Origin of the sequence: Herbaspirillum sp. BH-1, from assembly GCF_002870055.1 — a bacterium.
Classification (GTDB): Bacteria; Pseudomonadota; Gammaproteobacteria; order Burkholderiales; family Burkholderiaceae_D; genus Herbaspirillum; species Herbaspirillum frisingense.
Window position 1 is genome coordinate 1 of record NZ_PKOI01000024.1, and the last position, 14,648, is coordinate 14,648.

General features: G+C 55.2%; 20 protein-coding genes. 6 read left to right on the forward strand and 14 right to left on the reverse strand.

Going from position 1 to position 14,648, the window contains the following annotated elements; genetic code table 11:
- Positions 1-691: 691 nt before the first annotated feature.
- Positions 692-1,477 carry an IclR family transcriptional regulator gene (locus HBH1_RS22065; protein WP_102664386.1) on the reverse strand — a complete coding sequence of 262 codons (786 nt, stop codon included), beginning with the start codon at positions 1,475-1,477 and terminating at the stop codon, positions 692-694.
- Between the two features lie 255 nt (positions 1,478-1,732).
- Here HBH1_RS22065 and HBH1_RS22070 point away from each other — a divergent pair, with 255 nt between their 5' ends.
- Both HBH1_RS22070 and HBH1_RS22075 read left to right on the forward strand, forming a co-directional pair.
- The gene (locus tag HBH1_RS22070; protein ID WP_102664387.1) at positions 1,733-3,112 is read left to right on the forward strand and encodes an MFS transporter; all 1,380 of its coding nucleotides are present in this window, start codon (positions 1,733-1,735) and stop codon (positions 3,110-3,112) included.
- A gap of 28 nt (positions 3,113-3,140) precedes the next feature.
- The gene (locus HBH1_RS22075) at positions 3,141-3,587 is read left to right on the forward strand and encodes a type II 3-dehydroquinate dehydratase (protein WP_102664388.1); all 447 of its coding nucleotides are present in this window, start codon (positions 3,141-3,143) and stop codon (positions 3,585-3,587) included.
- Between the two features lie 77 nt (positions 3,588-3,664).
- Here HBH1_RS22075 and HBH1_RS25665 read toward each other — a convergent pair whose 3' ends face one another.
- From HBH1_RS25665 to HBH1_RS22120, 11 genes are all read right to left on the reverse strand, one after another.
- Entirely contained in the window at positions 3,665-3,727 is a 63-nt protein-coding gene (locus HBH1_RS25665; RefSeq protein ID WP_369878640.1) for an integrase core domain-containing protein, read from the reverse strand.
- Positions 3,728-3,733: 6 nt separating this feature from the next.
- Positions 3,734-3,970, reverse strand: a complete 237-nt coding sequence (locus tag HBH1_RS22080) for a hypothetical protein (protein ID WP_102664389.1) — start codon at positions 3,968-3,970, stop codon at positions 3,734-3,736.
- Positions 3,971-4,247: 277 nt separating this feature from the next.
- A complete protein-coding gene (locus HBH1_RS22085) occupies positions 4,248-4,667 on the reverse strand; it encodes a hypothetical protein (protein ID WP_233207676.1) in 420 nt (139 codons plus the stop codon).
- The gene (locus tag HBH1_RS25270) at positions 4,664-4,810 is read right to left on the reverse strand and encodes a hypothetical protein (protein ID WP_008331387.1); all 147 of its coding nucleotides are present in this window, start codon (positions 4,808-4,810) and stop codon (positions 4,664-4,666) included. The genes HBH1_RS22085 and HBH1_RS25270 overlap by 4 nt, the downstream gene beginning before the upstream one ends.
- Positions 4,807-6,858: a replication endonuclease gene (locus HBH1_RS22090; protein WP_102664390.1), complete on the reverse strand. Its 2,052-nt coding sequence runs from the start codon at positions 6,856-6,858 to the stop codon at positions 4,807-4,809. Before HBH1_RS22090 ends, HBH1_RS25270 begins: the two co-directional genes overlap by 4 nt.
- Entirely contained in the window at positions 6,848-7,204 is a 357-nt protein-coding gene (locus HBH1_RS25275; RefSeq protein ID WP_233207677.1) for a hypothetical protein, read from the reverse strand. Before HBH1_RS25275 ends, HBH1_RS22090 begins: the two co-directional genes overlap by 11 nt.
- Before the next feature lie 85 nt (positions 7,205-7,289).
- Complete coding sequence (locus tag HBH1_RS22100; RefSeq protein ID WP_102664391.1) at positions 7,290-7,511, reverse strand: hypothetical protein; 222 nt, start codon at positions 7,509-7,511, stop codon at positions 7,290-7,292.
- A 103-nt stretch (positions 7,512-7,614) separates the two neighbouring features.
- Positions 7,615-7,860 carry an ogr/Delta-like zinc finger family protein gene (locus HBH1_RS22105; protein ID WP_083859657.1) on the reverse strand — a complete coding sequence of 82 codons (246 nt, stop codon included), beginning with the start codon at positions 7,858-7,860 and terminating at the stop codon, positions 7,615-7,617.
- Entirely contained in the window at positions 7,851-8,051 is a 201-nt protein-coding gene (locus HBH1_RS22110; RefSeq protein WP_102664392.1) for a hypothetical protein, read from the reverse strand. Before HBH1_RS22110 ends, HBH1_RS22105 begins: the two co-directional genes overlap by 10 nt.
- On the reverse strand, positions 8,044-8,286 hold the full coding sequence (locus HBH1_RS22115) for a hypothetical protein (protein WP_006461600.1): 243 nt from the start codon (positions 8,284-8,286) through the stop codon (positions 8,044-8,046). The genes HBH1_RS22110 and HBH1_RS22115 overlap by 8 nt, the downstream gene beginning before the upstream one ends.
- Positions 8,287-8,301: 15 nt before the next feature.
- Positions 8,302-8,454, reverse strand: coding sequence for a hypothetical protein (locus HBH1_RS22120; RefSeq protein ID WP_233207678.1), 153 nt, complete (start codon positions 8,452-8,454; stop codon positions 8,302-8,304).
- A gap of 102 nt (positions 8,455-8,556) precedes the next feature.
- Between HBH1_RS22120 and HBH1_RS22125 the strand changes: the two genes are divergently transcribed.
- Both HBH1_RS22125 and HBH1_RS24995 read left to right on the forward strand, forming a co-directional pair.
- The gene (locus HBH1_RS22125) at positions 8,557-9,033 is read left to right on the forward strand and encodes a helix-turn-helix domain-containing protein (protein ID WP_233207679.1); all 477 of its coding nucleotides are present in this window, start codon (positions 8,557-8,559) and stop codon (positions 9,031-9,033) included.
- Positions 9,034-9,102: 69 nt separating this feature from the next.
- Complete coding sequence (locus tag HBH1_RS24995; protein ID WP_146012883.1) at positions 9,103-9,624, forward strand: hypothetical protein; 522 nt, start codon at positions 9,103-9,105, stop codon at positions 9,622-9,624.
- A gap of 934 nt (positions 9,625-10,558) precedes the next feature.
- Here HBH1_RS24995 and HBH1_RS22130 read toward each other — a convergent pair.
- Entirely contained in the window at positions 10,559-10,753 is a 195-nt protein-coding gene (locus HBH1_RS22130) for a hypothetical protein (protein ID WP_006465445.1), read from the reverse strand.
- A gap of 683 nt (positions 10,754-11,436) precedes the next feature.
- Here HBH1_RS22130 and HBH1_RS22135 point away from each other — a divergent pair.
- Together HBH1_RS22135 and HBH1_RS22140 are read left to right on the forward strand one after the other, a co-directional pair.
- Positions 11,437-11,961, forward strand: coding sequence for an FxDxF family PEP-CTERM protein (locus HBH1_RS22135; RefSeq protein WP_306302680.1), 525 nt, complete (start codon positions 11,437-11,439; stop codon positions 11,959-11,961).
- 153 nt (positions 11,962-12,114) lie between these two features.
- Positions 12,115-12,837, forward strand: a complete 723-nt coding sequence (locus tag HBH1_RS22140; protein WP_102664394.1) for a Crp/Fnr family transcriptional regulator — start codon at positions 12,115-12,117, stop codon at positions 12,835-12,837.
- Between the two features lie 931 nt (positions 12,838-13,768).
- Here the strand turns inward: HBH1_RS22140 and HBH1_RS22150 are convergent.
- Positions 13,769-14,377 (reverse strand): Crp/Fnr family transcriptional regulator, encoded by a 609-nt coding sequence (locus HBH1_RS22150; RefSeq protein ID WP_006465449.1) that lies wholly within the window; start codon positions 14,375-14,377, stop codon positions 13,769-13,771.
- Positions 14,378-14,648: the final 271 nt, after the last annotated feature.

Below are 14,648 nucleotides of genomic sequence, written 5' to 3' on the forward strand. Positions count from 1 at the left end.
GTCCTGGCCGTTCTCGCCAGCAAGCAAGCCACCTGCACCGCCACCGATAGGATAAATGGCGATACCGCCATCCCCTCCATAACCGCCTCCGGCACCGCCGCCGCCGCCACCACCACCGATTGTCGGATCTGAGCCGGTATGGGCGGGCGATGCGGATAAACCGTAGGAGGCTCCCGGGGAGTAGACCGCGCCAACACCATTCCCGCCATCGCCACCTCGGCCCTGACTTTCCGACCAGGCCACTGAGGGGGCAGCGCTGAAAGTCGCACCGCAAACTGCGATCATGCTGGCGACCGCCATGGGATGGCGGTGCAATCGCTGAGACACGTGGATTTGTTGGTTGTTGACGACCTTGATGCGTTTCGATGTCATGGCGCCTGTCAATGCCTAGTTACAATATTTACGAAATTTACAATATTGTACAGAAACATGATATGGCACTTCATGCAATAGCCGTTGCATTGAAATGACCGGGTGCCCCAAGCTTGACGCAAGCTCATCAAGATCGGGGTGATTGCGGCGGCTGACGGACTAAAGAAAATCTTGGCTAGCTGGATTGCGGTATAACGACAATCGCAGCCTGGGCCAATGAAGATAGAGAAAATACGGCGAAGAATAATAAGCTCTTCATTTTTCAATTGATCCTTCTTTTGCGAGTAAGGCTTCTTTTGGCCGGTTGCGGACATATAGGTTATTCGATGGCACGATTGAAAATAGGCGACGAAGGGCTATTGTTGGCAAGTTCCCTGGCTGCGGAAAGAATATCGGGCCCGAGGGATTCCATGCGGCGCATATCCAGGCGCATCAGCGGGCCGGCGATGCTAATCACGCCTACGGCCGGGTAGCCGGGGCGCACGATAGGCGCTGCCATCGCGGTCATGCCGGGCGCGAAGACTTCATTGATCATGGCGTATCCCCTGCGCCTGCCGGCATGCAGGAATTCCAACAAGGCCTGCACCGTGGTGGGTGCGTTCGGGCCGTAGTCCTTCGGTTTCCCGAAACCTTGCCGCGATACCAGTTCGAGCGCGCGTTCATCGCTCATGGTCAGCATCCAGGCATGACCGGTGGCCGTGCAGGACAATACTGTGTCCATGCCCATGTCCGGGTCATAACGCAAGCCTTTGCGGGCGCCTTGCGACTTGGCGACCCAGGTGAGGCGATCGCCATCCACAATCGCCAGCCGTACCAGCTCTCCCGATAATTCCGCCAGCCGGTCCAGCGTCGCCTGTGCGATGTCGACGATGCCGGAAGTCGCCAGGTAGCTTAATCCCAATCCCACCAACTTGGTCGTCAGCACGTAGTCGCCGTGCTCTCTTACCTGGCGGACGTAGCCGCAGCGGACCAGGTCGTTGAGCAGGCGGTGACAGGCGCTGCGCGGGATTTCCAATTCATCCGCAAGCAGGGAGAGAGGCGTTGCCTCGGCCTGCGCGGCCAAGTATTCCAGGATCCCGAGTGTGCGCTCCAGTACCCCATTCATGACTGTCTCCTACCGATATTTTGCTTTGTGAAATCAAATTCCAGTCCGGAATAAGGTTCCAAACTGCGCTGATATTATCGCCACAGAACACCAAAGTAAATCTGCATCTAGATGCTAGAAATCCAGTCTGGTAAAGGCATACAGGAAGAAGTGGCGATACATGCCGGCTGCGCGGCTTGAAAAAATAAGTGTTCTATTAATAAGAAAGTGTTCGATAAACGAACGTATGGTGAATTTCAACAATAGGAGGCAAGAATGAGTGAGAGCAGTTATCGGGGATCCCAGGAGGGGATGGGAACACGCGCAGTGACGGCCGCCACGATCGGCACCGCATTGGAGTGGTTCGATTTCACACTGTATGGCGCAGTCTCGGCGACCGTGCTGCCCAAATTGTTTTTCCCGTCGATGGACCCGACCAACGCCTTGCTGGCGTCGCTCGGTACCTTCGGCGTGGGCTTGGCGGCGCGGCCGCTGGGCGCGATCATTTGCGGCCACCTGGGCGACAAGATCGGTCGCCGCAATCTGATGCTGGGTACGGTGACCATAATGGGCCTGGCTTCGGTGCTGATGGGCCTGCTGCCGACCTATGGGCAGATTGGTGTCTGGGCGCCGATCCTGCTGGTGCTGTTGCGCATCATCCAGGGCTTCGCGCTTGGCGGCGAATCCACCGGCGCGCAGCTGATGGCGCTGGAACACGCCGCGCCGGATCGCCGCGGCAAATATTCCGGGCTGCTGGGGCTTTGTTCTCCACTCAGTCAGATCATGGCCAACGGGGTGTTGCTATTGATTTCATCGCTGCTCTCTTCAGACGACTTCGAGAGTTACGGTTGGCGCATTCCTTTCGTACTCAGCTTCATCCTGGTGGTCGTGGGCTTGTACATCCGCTTGAAGGTGGATGAGACGCCGGCCTTCCTAGAACTCAAGAAGACGGCCGTGGCGCGCGCCGGCAATCCGCTGAGCGATGCGGTCCGCTTGCACGGCAAGACGGTGCTCCGTTGGATGTTCTTCTTCTGCGGACCGGCGGCACTGTTCTATCTGATCGTCGTGTTCTCGCTGAGCTACATCACCAAGACGCTGGAAGTGCCTAAGCAAACCGGCTTCCTGCTGCTGATGGGAGCCAACGTCTGCGCCATTGTTGGCGCGCTGGCCGGAGGTTTGCTGAGCGATCGCATCGGCCGCAAGAAGGCACTGGCAGTGGGATCCATCGCAACGCTGGCGATCCTGTTTGTCTATTTCCCGATCCTGGAAACAAAGAGCTTCTTCCCGATGCTGGTGATCATGGGGCTGTTCCTCGGGTTCACGCAATTCCAGAGCGGGATCCAGCCGGTGGCGTTCGCCGAGGCATTCCCTACCAATGTGCGCTATTCGGGATCGGCCTTGGCCTATACCGGCGCCAACCTGCTGACCGGTGGACCGATGCCGGTGGTGGCGGTGTGGTTGCTGAGCGCGTTCCACGGTTCGCCATGGGCGGTGGTCGGCGTGTGCGTGGCGCTGAACTTGCTGTCGCTGACCATGATCCTGACCGCACCAGAGACCGCCGGTATCGACATGAATCGGGCCGACACAGAGTTGGGCGAAGTTTCCACCGGCAGAAGCCAGGCACATGCGGGAGCCCATTCCCGTTCGACCCTGTAAGAATCATCATCAACCAATCGCAAATCTCATGTTCAAGCTGATCTATGTTTTGAATGGTCCCAATCTGAATATGCTCGGTAAAAGAGAGCCGGATATCTACGGGACGACCACGCTGGAAGAGATCCGCGCCCGCACGCTGGCCGAAGCCGGCGCTCTGGGTCTGGAGTGCGAATTCCGGCAGACCAATCATGAAGGCGTGATGGTGGAGTGGCTGCAGGAGGCGTTCGAGAGGAACGCCGGCGTGATCATCAATCCGGCCGGCTTTTCGTTCGCTTCCATTCCTGTACTCGACGCGGTCAAGCTGATTGCCATGCCCGTGATCGAGCTGCACATCAGTAATATCCATCAGCGCGACGAAGCGCACCGGCATTCGCTGATTTCGTTGGCAGCGAATGCCGTGATTTGCGGCCTGGGCGCGGGGGGATATCCGATCGCGGTAAGGGCGATCGCGGCGGCAATGAAATCTGAGGTTTAGCAGGCCGGGATCCCGACCTGGGTTGAACGGGCTACGCGGAATTTTGAACTGACCCGTAAATTTGGACGGCGTAAAAGCTAGCCAGCGAAGGCCTGAGTTCGGTATTGCACCGGGCTCAGGCCTTTCAGTTTGAGCCGGATAAGGCATCAATGGCGCATTTCATACGCTTCCTTGGCTTCCTGGCGCTGCCTGTCTAGGTAGTCGCCAACGTCACGTACATCAGCCACGCGGTTCCTGCCCTCCTTACGCGTTGGGATAGGAAATGTTCCTGCTGAGATTTTATTGTGAGCAGTGCCGACCTCCAAGCTGATTTCCTCGCAGACTTCGGCCAGTGTCATCGTCATACGCTCGTATTTCATTACTAAGAACATTTGTGCCTTCATGTCACACCTTCGTTGCGCAGACTGCCCCTCAGCTTTTGAAACAATCTTTTGAGACGTGAAATGGAGATTCGATAGGTTCTCCAGCAGAGGCAATCGTTTAGAGCATTGTATTCACGATGCATTTCGTCACTAGCGTGATCGATGTCGCAAAGAAACTGTCCAACAAAATAAGATTGTTGTTTAGAGCTTGTATAGATCGTCGCCTTCATAATGCCGGATGTAGATTGTGTTTTTTGGTTTCTGCATTTTTGTCTAGGGCATGGTTTTGCTTCGGAGCTCAGGGTGTAACTGGTTGGCCAGTATCTGTAGAAGCTACCGACAGAGGCTCTGATTTCAACTTTTCGCTGTAGTCGCTCAGGCACAGACGTCTGGCTTGTTGGTTCGGCATATTGCGGCGCAGGCTTCCTGCATCATCGCAAGTAAGAATGTCCGCCAGCGGCACTCCTCGGAATTGCCCCGCCAGCTCCTTATCCAGCTCCACCCACGCGAATTTCTGGCCGTTCCCCAAGTGCTGACGGATAACCGACACATAGCCTGCCAGCACGCCGTCATCCGGTGTATTGAACGTAATGTGGTCCAGACCCCGCGGTGGCAGCATGACGAAATCACGCTGTTTCGGCTGTTTGGCGAAATACTTGGCGGCGTAGCCTTCGGCACGGTAAGACACGGCGGGATTGGTGGTTGTGGTTGCGTTCACTTCTGGTTCTCCTGAATGGCCGTTACAGAACACACACCAAAGCGATCGACGGCGGCGGCGATCACGTCGCAGCTATGGGCTGCGATGGCGGTGTAGGAATGGCGTGCGCTTGCAGTGCGCACGACGACGCGAAACGCGGTCATGGGGCGTTCCCTTTCGTTGGGTTGGGATCAATCGGAAGTTCGGTCACATCGAGCCGGCCGGCACGCCAGTCGGCCACCTGGCGTGGCGTGCCGTGACGCGGTGACTTGTCGGGTAGCGGCACCATGCGCGGCCAGGGGCATGCCTTAATGGCATCCCAGGCATCCATTGCGCGGCGCTGCTCATCTGCGGTTATGGCCGGCGCTGGCCATGTCGGCATGTCATCCACCACCGGCCGGGGCCAGGGACATGCGCCTAGAGCCAGCCAGGCATGCTCGATCTGCGCGGCCTGGTCTGGCTTGAACATGACCGGCGCTGGTGATGTCTTCGGCTCGAAGGACACATCCGCCGCAAAGTCAGGCCCAGCGGGCCGCGTACAGTTATTTACACGAGTCCAAGGGAACCACGAACCCGCCGTAGCGCGGGCGTCGTGCCCTTGAACTGGCGTCCATGTGTGACGAACGGATTTAAAGACCACTCCGACCATCTGACGGCATTGCACGCCATAGGGCATGACACGCTCGCACTCTTCATAGCGGCCGGTGACAGTCTTGGTTTCTTTGGCGAGGGTGACCATCAGATCGTCGCGCTTCACCAGCGCGCCACCTTGCGCACGCAGGTAGCTCGCCCAGCATGCACGCTTCTCGCCCTCGACCTTTTGCACGGCATCCCAGGCAGCGGCCATGGCCGGCGGGGCCTGTTTGAGCATGTCTGCCGGCACGCGGCGCAGCTCCCGCCAGACGCTCACAGGCGCGCCGCCCCATTGCTGGAACTGTCGAATACCCCAGCGAGCGGCCCAGGCTTCCACGCGGGCCGAGGGGGTTAGCTCCCGATCCCCGGCCATATCGGTGGTGATGAGATAACCCTCTTTGGTCTTGTGGTCGGCGACGCCATCGATGTTCTTGGCCACGTACTTAGCGATATAGCCGGCAGCACTGCCTTTTGCCCAATCAATGCGTTTCACGTCCAAGCGGCGCTTGAACGCCCCCGGTTCGCCGCGATCCACGCGCCAGGCGTATCGCTTCATGACGCGGATAGCGCGGCTGGCCACGTCCTTGACGTGGGGCGTGGTGTAGTCCGGCAGCGCGCGCACGAACACCAGCATGTGCCAGTGAGGGCAGCCGTCGTGATGCGGTTCAGCAATCCGGAAGCCGTACAAACCGATACCGCGACGGGCCAGCGCCGAGCGTGCGAGCGCAGTCATCTTGCCGAGATACTTATTGGCTGTGCGCGGGTCCGAACCGTCATACTTCGGATTCGGCTTGCCCGTATGCAGCGTGGCATGGAAGCGCGATGGGCATGACCAAGTGAGGAAAAGCCCTTGGTCATTGCACTCCTTCGCGATGGTCTCGAAACCGTTGATGCGCAGCATGAGTTCGCCGCGACGAATGGTCTTATTGGCAGTCGTCTTCTCGGCCAGCTCAGCAATGCTGAATTCCTGTCCAGCCTCATTGCGCACAATCGTCGCCTCCAGAGCGGCGGCATTTCTCCGGTTCTGTGCCAGGCGAGAGAGTACGGCGTCATTGCTGGCATAGGGCTCGCCGTGATAGTGCACATAGCCCAAGCGAATATTGCCGCCCTCAAAGGCCCGACCGACTACCTTGCGCAATTGCCTGCGCCACCAGCGCGGGTCAACCACACGCGCAATGATGGCGGGCAGGTCGTCATCATCCACTTCAGGCATATCAATGCCGTAGTCGCTGCACTCTTGTTCGATGAGGTCGCGGGCGTGGGTGTCAGAAATCGCTTTCCACAAGACCTTCTTGACGTTCTCGGCGGCTTTCTCGGCCGTGGCGCAGATATCGGCATCATCCTGCGACAGATCCACGCCGGCCGGCACGTACTGCTCAGCGAACTCACGGACGAACTGAACGGCGACCGGTTCAAAGATCTTGTTCCAGTGCCATACCGACATCAGTTCCAAGGCCTGGCTCACGACACGCCCGCGCCATTTCAGCGGAATACGTGCCAGCTCTCCGGCAAACTGCTGCGACTCGACGAAAGCCCGATGCCGACGCCGGGTCTTCGCATCGACAGTTCTAGACTGCATTGAGGGCTCTTTCATACGTCGTAATGGCACGCAGCACCGCATGGCGCATCGCCAGGCGTTCAGCTTCTGAGAAGGAGTGGATAGGGCATTCCCAGCGATCCGCCGAGAGTCCTGCCAGGGCCAGGATGTGCCGGCGCACGGGCTTGGGCATCGCCGCCCAGGAATAAGCAATCCCGGTTTGGAGATTGGGGCGCCTGCGATTGCGCAAGAGTGAGATGGATTTCTCTAGCTCAGCCTTAGCGGCTTCATTGCCCGGAGGCGTGGGCACCCATGCCGCGCGCTCGCGCAGCAGGTCCGATGCCGGACGGAATGACGCATGGTCCTTGATTCGTGCACCGCGCATCATTACCCTCGCACCAGCCCGAGCGCCGTCAGAAGAGACGGCGCAAGCAGCAACAGAACAGCGATGCCATGAGCGATCACAGTACGCATCACCATGCCCCCATCAGGCCGCCAAGACGCTGCAAGCGCTGGACGAGGCGGGCGGAAATAACGTTCTTGCCTTGCCAGATCACATTCCACTGCAGTTCGTCTTGCAGTACCGACTTGCGCAGGAGCATGCGCTGGGCGCACTGAAATTCTTTGATGTCGTCACCCATACGAAGCCGCAGCGAGGCGAGGGCAAGCGTTGTCTGTTGCTGATCGAGAGCCATGTCAGGTTTCTTTAGGGTGAGCGAATCCCGCGTGCGCCAAACGGCGCACGACAGGTCTTAGTCAATTTGGGGTTCAGCGACCGGCTAAGCGGTCACCAGCAAGTCAGGCTGTACTTGTTCCTTGGGGGGCAAGGTACGCACGGGGCGAGATGGGAAGGCTCACCTCGGGATTAGGCATGGCCGACAGGGAAACGGTACGAGAAATCTCTAGCGTGGCAACGAAGGTATGGCCACAATCGACGTTCTGGCATCGATAAGTGATTTCCTTCATCAGCGTAGACATGGTCCGGCTTTTGGCTGCACGTACAGGGCTTTGGCAATGAGGGCACGGCAGGCTGATTACACGCATGTTGTTTTCTTTCCCTTGATGGCATAGAGTGCACGCCCCTTGCCAGTAACACGTTTGATACCTTCTCGAACAGATTGGGCTAAAGCGAACTCAGCGGCCTGTTCAATCGTGTCGAAGCCTTCTCGCATCCTGATCACTTCCAGGGCTTCGACTAACGCAGGATGGGTGAACGACAATTCGATATCAGGCATTGCGAGGCACTGAAAAGTGGCTCGTGAGCGCCTTGGCTTGCACGTTCTGCTCGGATAAGATCGGCATCGAATAGGATTGCGCCAGGGCGATGGCCTGATGCATCAGCAGATCATGGGCCAAGGTGGCCAGGTTTTCGCCTTGGTACTGCGCCAGGGCTTTCATGATGTCGTAGTTGTCGTCGTTGACGCGCACAACGATGCGGCGGTGACGGATTTTACGGGGATCGTCGTACATGGCGGTCTCCGATGCTCAAGCCCGTCCGGCCTTGACGTCTTTGTCGTAGGCGGCCATGCCGCGCAAGATCAGCAGGCGTACAAAGGACGAGCGCGTGCGCAGATCCTGGCGTGCCAGCTCAGCCAGTCTTTGCTCTTCATCAGCTTCAAGGCGGAAGGTAACGGCCACCGAAGTATCGGTATGGGGGCGGGATACGTGCTTGGAGAGAGTAGGCATATGGGATAATTGGTTGTACACGTCACTTAGCAATGACGGCACTTTATCACTCAAATGAGTGATTCGCAAACATTTTTAATTCAAATGAGTGACTTTTCTGACCGTCTAAAAGAAGAGCGAAAACGCCTAGGGCTCAACCAAGAGGAATTTGCCGCGCTTGGTGGGGTTAAAAAGGGCGCGCAATTTAATTATGAAAACGGGAGCCGCGCACCAGATACCGACTATCTTTTCTCTATCGCATTGGCGGGAGTGGATCTGGTGTATTTGATGACTGGTGAACCATCGGTCAGCACGATGTCAGACGATGAAAACGAGTTGTTGGCTGGCTATCGAAAGTTGGATCTTCGTGCGAAGGCCCGTGTTCTTGGTGTAGTCGAGGGAGCGAGCGATGCCGATACACCTCCGTCCAGTCCAAAAAATCGATCAAACATAACCATTCACGGTGGCGTCGGACAACAAATTCACGGGGAGACCTTTAAAAAGGTCGTGGGCCCGCAGATGGTCAAAGCCCCATCTAAGAAAAAGTCATGAAATGGAGCAGTGCCTCTTCGATGTGATAGATGGCTGCGTTGAGGGTTATTTTTACGAAGTAGGGTGGTAATGGTAGGGAAAATTAATATTCGGGGAAGCGTTTCTCAGCTCATCAATGGGAATGTGCACAGTATCAGCGGCCCAACGACCATTGGTACTCGGAATTCGAGTGAAGTATTAGACGGTGAAGGCTCCCAAAGGATCACTGAATTCCAGCGGAAAAGAATCAAGGTATTGGTGAAAGAATTGTCTGCCATTTCCGGTGAAAAGGAAGTCGAAATTTATAAGGTCTTTATGAAAGACTTTGGAATTCGATATTTCCGCGAGCTCCCGATTGAGCATTATTCGACCGTGAAAGAAACGCTAGAGGAATGGATTTCGGCTCGTGCTGCCAAAGCAGGTCCGGTTGCGGTACCAGAGGTGGTGAAAGCACACAGTGAAAGAGTGCAACATCAACTTGGATGTCCGGCTTGCATTGAAAAGGACGCATCTTTCGCCCGTGCTCTAAGGGCTATATTTGCACTGGCGGCCTTGGCATTTTTGCTCTCGCTATTATGCGGATGGCTGCTCTATAAGATGCCTGTTTCTTGAGTTGCGTCCAAGTTGACTCCTATTTGAAGTAAATGAATTCCTCAATCATCCTGGTCCAGCCTAGGGGGCGGGTAATCCAGGAGAGGGCCAGTTCTGCGAGGAAACCAACACATCGGATAGTTTTGACTTAAGAGACCGCCGAAAAGCCATACGTCAATCTGCTCATACAACTATGCAGAACAAACTCATAGCGATGTTTTTTCTATGTTAGGTACCGAACAGTTCGGTACAAGCCAAATCGTTACCTTAATCTACTGAACATCTGTTCAATCAATTCCCTTCTAGTCAAAGTCGGCAAGAGCTTGTCCGGAAGTCTCGAATCCAGTCCCGTCTGTCTTCATCTGTTCGACAAGGAGTTCATATGCTCACTTACGAAACTGCTGGTAGCGATGGTAGCTTCTGCTACCGATTGGAGTACTCGCAGTGTGATGCTGGCTGGTTTCTCGAGTCCATGCTGGTGAAACGAGGCGGTGAATCGATACTGTTGAAGCGCGGGCCAAAGACTGTTTATCGTACAGAGGCGCTAGCCATTGCCTACGGAATCAATAGTTGCGAGGCCATTGTTAGCAGTTTCACGCTTGGAGCTTTGAGTTGGAGCGAATACAGGAATTCTCACGGGCAGTTACCTTGATTGGGCCGCTCATTCCTTGCCATCCAGGTTTCTTTTCCCCATGTTTTTACGAATTATTCCGGCCGGTTGCCAGATGAGAATCACCCAAGAATCAATTCGATTTTCTCCTTTCGAAAACGAAAAGTTGCGTCCAAAGGCATCATCCAGCTCCGCATTTCTTGCAGCGTTGAGTAGAGCTTTTCTTTGGACACCTATGTGCTCGCTTGCGGCATGGCTATCGGTAGAATAGGCGGGCCATTGGGCTATCCATAGAATGCCACGTTCAAAAGAAGGGGCCCTCTGTCGTCGCCCCTTTAACCTCATCTACGATTTCTTGCCATCCGTTTTGTGAGATGTCGAGTGCCCTTGCTTCTTCGTCATGGTCGAATATTGGCCGCCTGCGACCGGGTCGCCGTCGTTATCGCGGCTGGACTTGACGGTCTTGCCGCTACTCTCTCCCGCGACCGCCAATTTTTGGTAAGTGCTAGTGTCTTTGCTGCGTTGATTTTTGCTAGACATGTCATTTCTCCTTGAGTGTCGGTTGGCAATTCGTCTGCGCTTCCAATATCGCTACGCCGACGATGAGACATGCTGTTCCTATTAAAATTCAGCGGATGTAGGTGCAAGGCTTATGTCGCTGTAGTCATACTGGCTATGCGCAAATTCATTGACGCCATTGGTTCGTAAGGGATATGGAACTGCATCCTCTATGGTTGTCAGCGCACATACCAAAAGCTTTTTATGGATTATCGTGAATGTTAAATCGCGGCGGGATAACGACCGCAGAAACGCTCGTCGCTCTTCATAGGAGTTCGCTGTCTTTATGCCCCCTGGTCACCGCGGCACTTTTGTCGTCTATCGATAAAGCGTGGTAGCCCGTACGTTAGCTCGCATATATGAGCTCAAAGAATGAAAAAGATGCTCGTGGAAAAAATATAAAAATTCTTTCTTAATGTTCGGTGGCGAACAGATTAAGAATGTCCGAGCAGGCGATGCTTCGTCTTGCAGTAAGCGTGAATGGCGTATGGCTTGCAACGGCGTCAGCACTGTTCATTCAAATAAGCGCGTCGTTCCTGGATATTCCCAAGGCTCCAAGAAGAATCAAATCGTAGCAGTTCGCTTTCCACTATTTTTGCCACATTCAACCTAGAGGTCACTCAATGAAAAATGTCATTTCAGGGGTATTCCTATCCGCTTCCTTGATGCTGTCCAGCGCCGCTGTCCATGCATCGACCGACATCAACAACACTTCCACGATCACGTTCAACGGGCCCAGCTCGTCGATTGGTGCCTCATATGGAGACGGCACCAGCGGCAAGACTTTCACCGAGAATTTCACTTTCGCACAGGGTACCGTCTTCAACGTTTCGTCCGCGGTGATCTCGATCGCACTGGACTCCATGTCGGGGCTCAACATCAGCAGCTTCACTCTGAGCGGAAACGGCGTGACCGCGACTGGGCATCTGACTTCCAGCACAGGCTTGCAGACGTGGACCTTGCATGCCTCCAATCTTACCTCCGGGCTGTACACCCTATCAGCAATCGGCAAGGTCACGGGTACTAGTGGCGGAAGCTTCGGAGGCAACATCAGCGTGGCCGCGGTTCCGGAGAATTCCACTGTGGCAATGATGCTGGCTGGGCTTGGCATGGTCGGCTTCGCTGCCTTGCGCCATCGTCGCAAATCGAAGATGCATGGGGCAAATTCGACCGGCCTCGTGCCGGTATAAAAGGCAAAGCGGAACAACTTTGAAACTGCCCATGCGGGCAGTTTTTTTATGCTGAACGCTTCCATGTGTCCGGTATCGAACATATGTGAATCCCAAGTCTATCGTTATTTTCCGATCGGCACTCAATCTCCCTTGCCCCAATTGGATTGCAGCATGTCTAATTCAAATCTTCCATTAAAGAATCATCTTCTGGCCGCGTTGGCACCGGACGTGCAGCATCGCCTGCTTCCCCAGCTGGAATGGATTTCTCTTCCCTTGGGGATGGTGCTCTACGAATCGGGCGATACGTTGCAGCATGTCTATTTTCCGACCGACTCCATCGTGTCCCTGCTGTATGTCATGGAAGACGGTGCGTCGGCAGAAATTTCCGTAGTTGGCAACGACGGTTTTATTGGCATCGCCATTTTGATGGGAGGAGAAAGTACTCCCAGCAGAGCGATCGTGCAGAGTGGCGGTACCGCTTATCGTCTTTCTGCCAGCCGCTTCAAGGAAGAATTCCATCGCGATACTGGTACGCTTCATCTGATGTTGCGTTACAGCCAGGCGCTGCTGACGCAGATGGCGCAGACCGCCGTCTGCAATCGCCACCATTCCATCGACCAGCAGTTGTGCCGGTGGTTATTGTTATCTTTGGACCGACTGTCGGGCAACCAGGTGACCATGACGCAAGAGCTTATCGCCAACATGCTTGGAGTGCGGCGCGAGGGCGTCACCGAGGCTGCTGGCAAGCTGCAACGGCAGGGTGTAATCGAGTACAGCAGGGGGCGGCTGACAGTGCTGAACAGACCCAGACTGGAAGAGCTGTGCTGCGAATGCTACGCGGTAGTCAGAAAGGAAACCCAACGCTTGTTACCGCCTACTCGCTTCGAAAGTTGATGAGGCTAACACTTCGATCTAGCGCCTGCGCGCGTAGCTTGTCGAATGGCTGGAACTCGGCAGCTTGGTCAAGCAGCTTTGGTTACGTAGCGCACCGACCGTACGCGAGGTCATGGGTACGATCGGATTTAAGAGGAATATCAAATTTGTCGGCGCGCCCATGGCCGGTAGATGGCGCTTATCTTGAGCACGGAGGCGATTGCAGGAGTTCAGGCATGCACACCAGCCGCATCAAGTTCTTCAAGGGATTTCAGATCGAGGTCACGGTAACTCGTTACGCAGAGGATTGTTGCGTATTTACCAATATACGGCGATTTGCCAGGATTTCAGCGACTGGGGGCGATGTCATTTTTGCGCAATGGGTTGACCTGCGGGCACGCTCCTCCGCAATGGCCTTTCAGTACGCGTTCGTACGCGCACACTCCGAAATAGAGAAGCGCGGAGTGCACGGCGAGCTTACAGGCACTTAGACGTCAGATGACCTCCCCAAAGTCGAGAAGTATCGTCGATCTAGGTTCCGCTAAGTTGGGTAACGAACAGAGAACCGACCGTTAAGGCAATAGAATAGGGGGTAATGGATAGTACTTCCTTGAAGCCGGCCGGCTCTGGATCGGGAGGCAGTATGAATACAAGCGCACTAATCGGTGGCGGTATCAGCAGCAATTTCGACGGCAACTTGATGGAGTAACTTGAACTACGTAACGTCAAGATTTCAGCCATGTAGGAGAACGATCTGGCGGTTGCAATCGGCGACCAGCACGGTGATCTTTATGGATTCATCGGAGCGGATTCGCAGTCGGATCTGGCCATCTTGCTCAAATCCTGTCACCGCTTTAGCGCTGACACGCGTTTATGCCTGGGCGGAAAGTTCCAGATAGTCTTGTCACCGTCGGTTAGCACGGCAGTGCACGGCGGACGCAGCGTAAGCTTGCTATAGCGTCTTTGTATAGAGCTTAGTTTCGTCGATGTAGCAAGAACACGCCTGCTTTTCAAGGTGCTTTCGGTTGAGAATGGTCACGTGGCCGCGGCTGTATTCGATAATACCGTTGCTCCGCAATTGGGTGGCCGCGGCAGTGATACCAACACGTCGCACTCCCAACAACGATGCCAGTGTTTCCTGGGTGATTGAAAATTCTTGGGCATTGGAGCGATCCTGGCTCATTAGTAGCCACTTTGCGAGGCGCTCGGAGAGGGTATGGAATTTGATGCAGCGGCATGTGCTATAGAGTTGCTCGATGACGATGTTGATGTATCGATTCAACACCAGTTGTAGTCCCTTATTTTGGTTCAATTCAGTGCGGAAAGCTGCGGTGGAAATACTCCATGCTCGGCCCGGATAGAGTACCGAGGCGTGGAACTCGGTGGACTTCAAGCCCAGCGCGAAGGGAATCCCGTACATGCCTTCCCGACCGACCATGCTGACTTCGAAGTTCGGGGTTGCATCGCCCAGCGAAAGAATGGAGATCAAGCCATTGATTGGAAAATAAATCAAACTGGCACGGGGCGTCGACAGGATTCGACCAGCCTGCAGGTCGATCAAAGTGCATTGCTTTAACAGGTGTGACCGGTCGGTTTGGGATAGTGACGCGATAATATGGTTCTGGTCATTTTCCAATTCATCTCTCAGGTAATAGGGCCAAAAAAGTAGGCACGGCGAATGCCGTGATGCCGTTTCAATGAATGGAGTATGACCCTTTTGTATATTTGTCACCGTCCGTTAACGAACATACGAGGCCCTTAATGGCCAGTAAATCAACGGGGCGGAAGGGCTAGGAAGCCGCTACGAACTGACGGAAAGAACAACTTGAGAG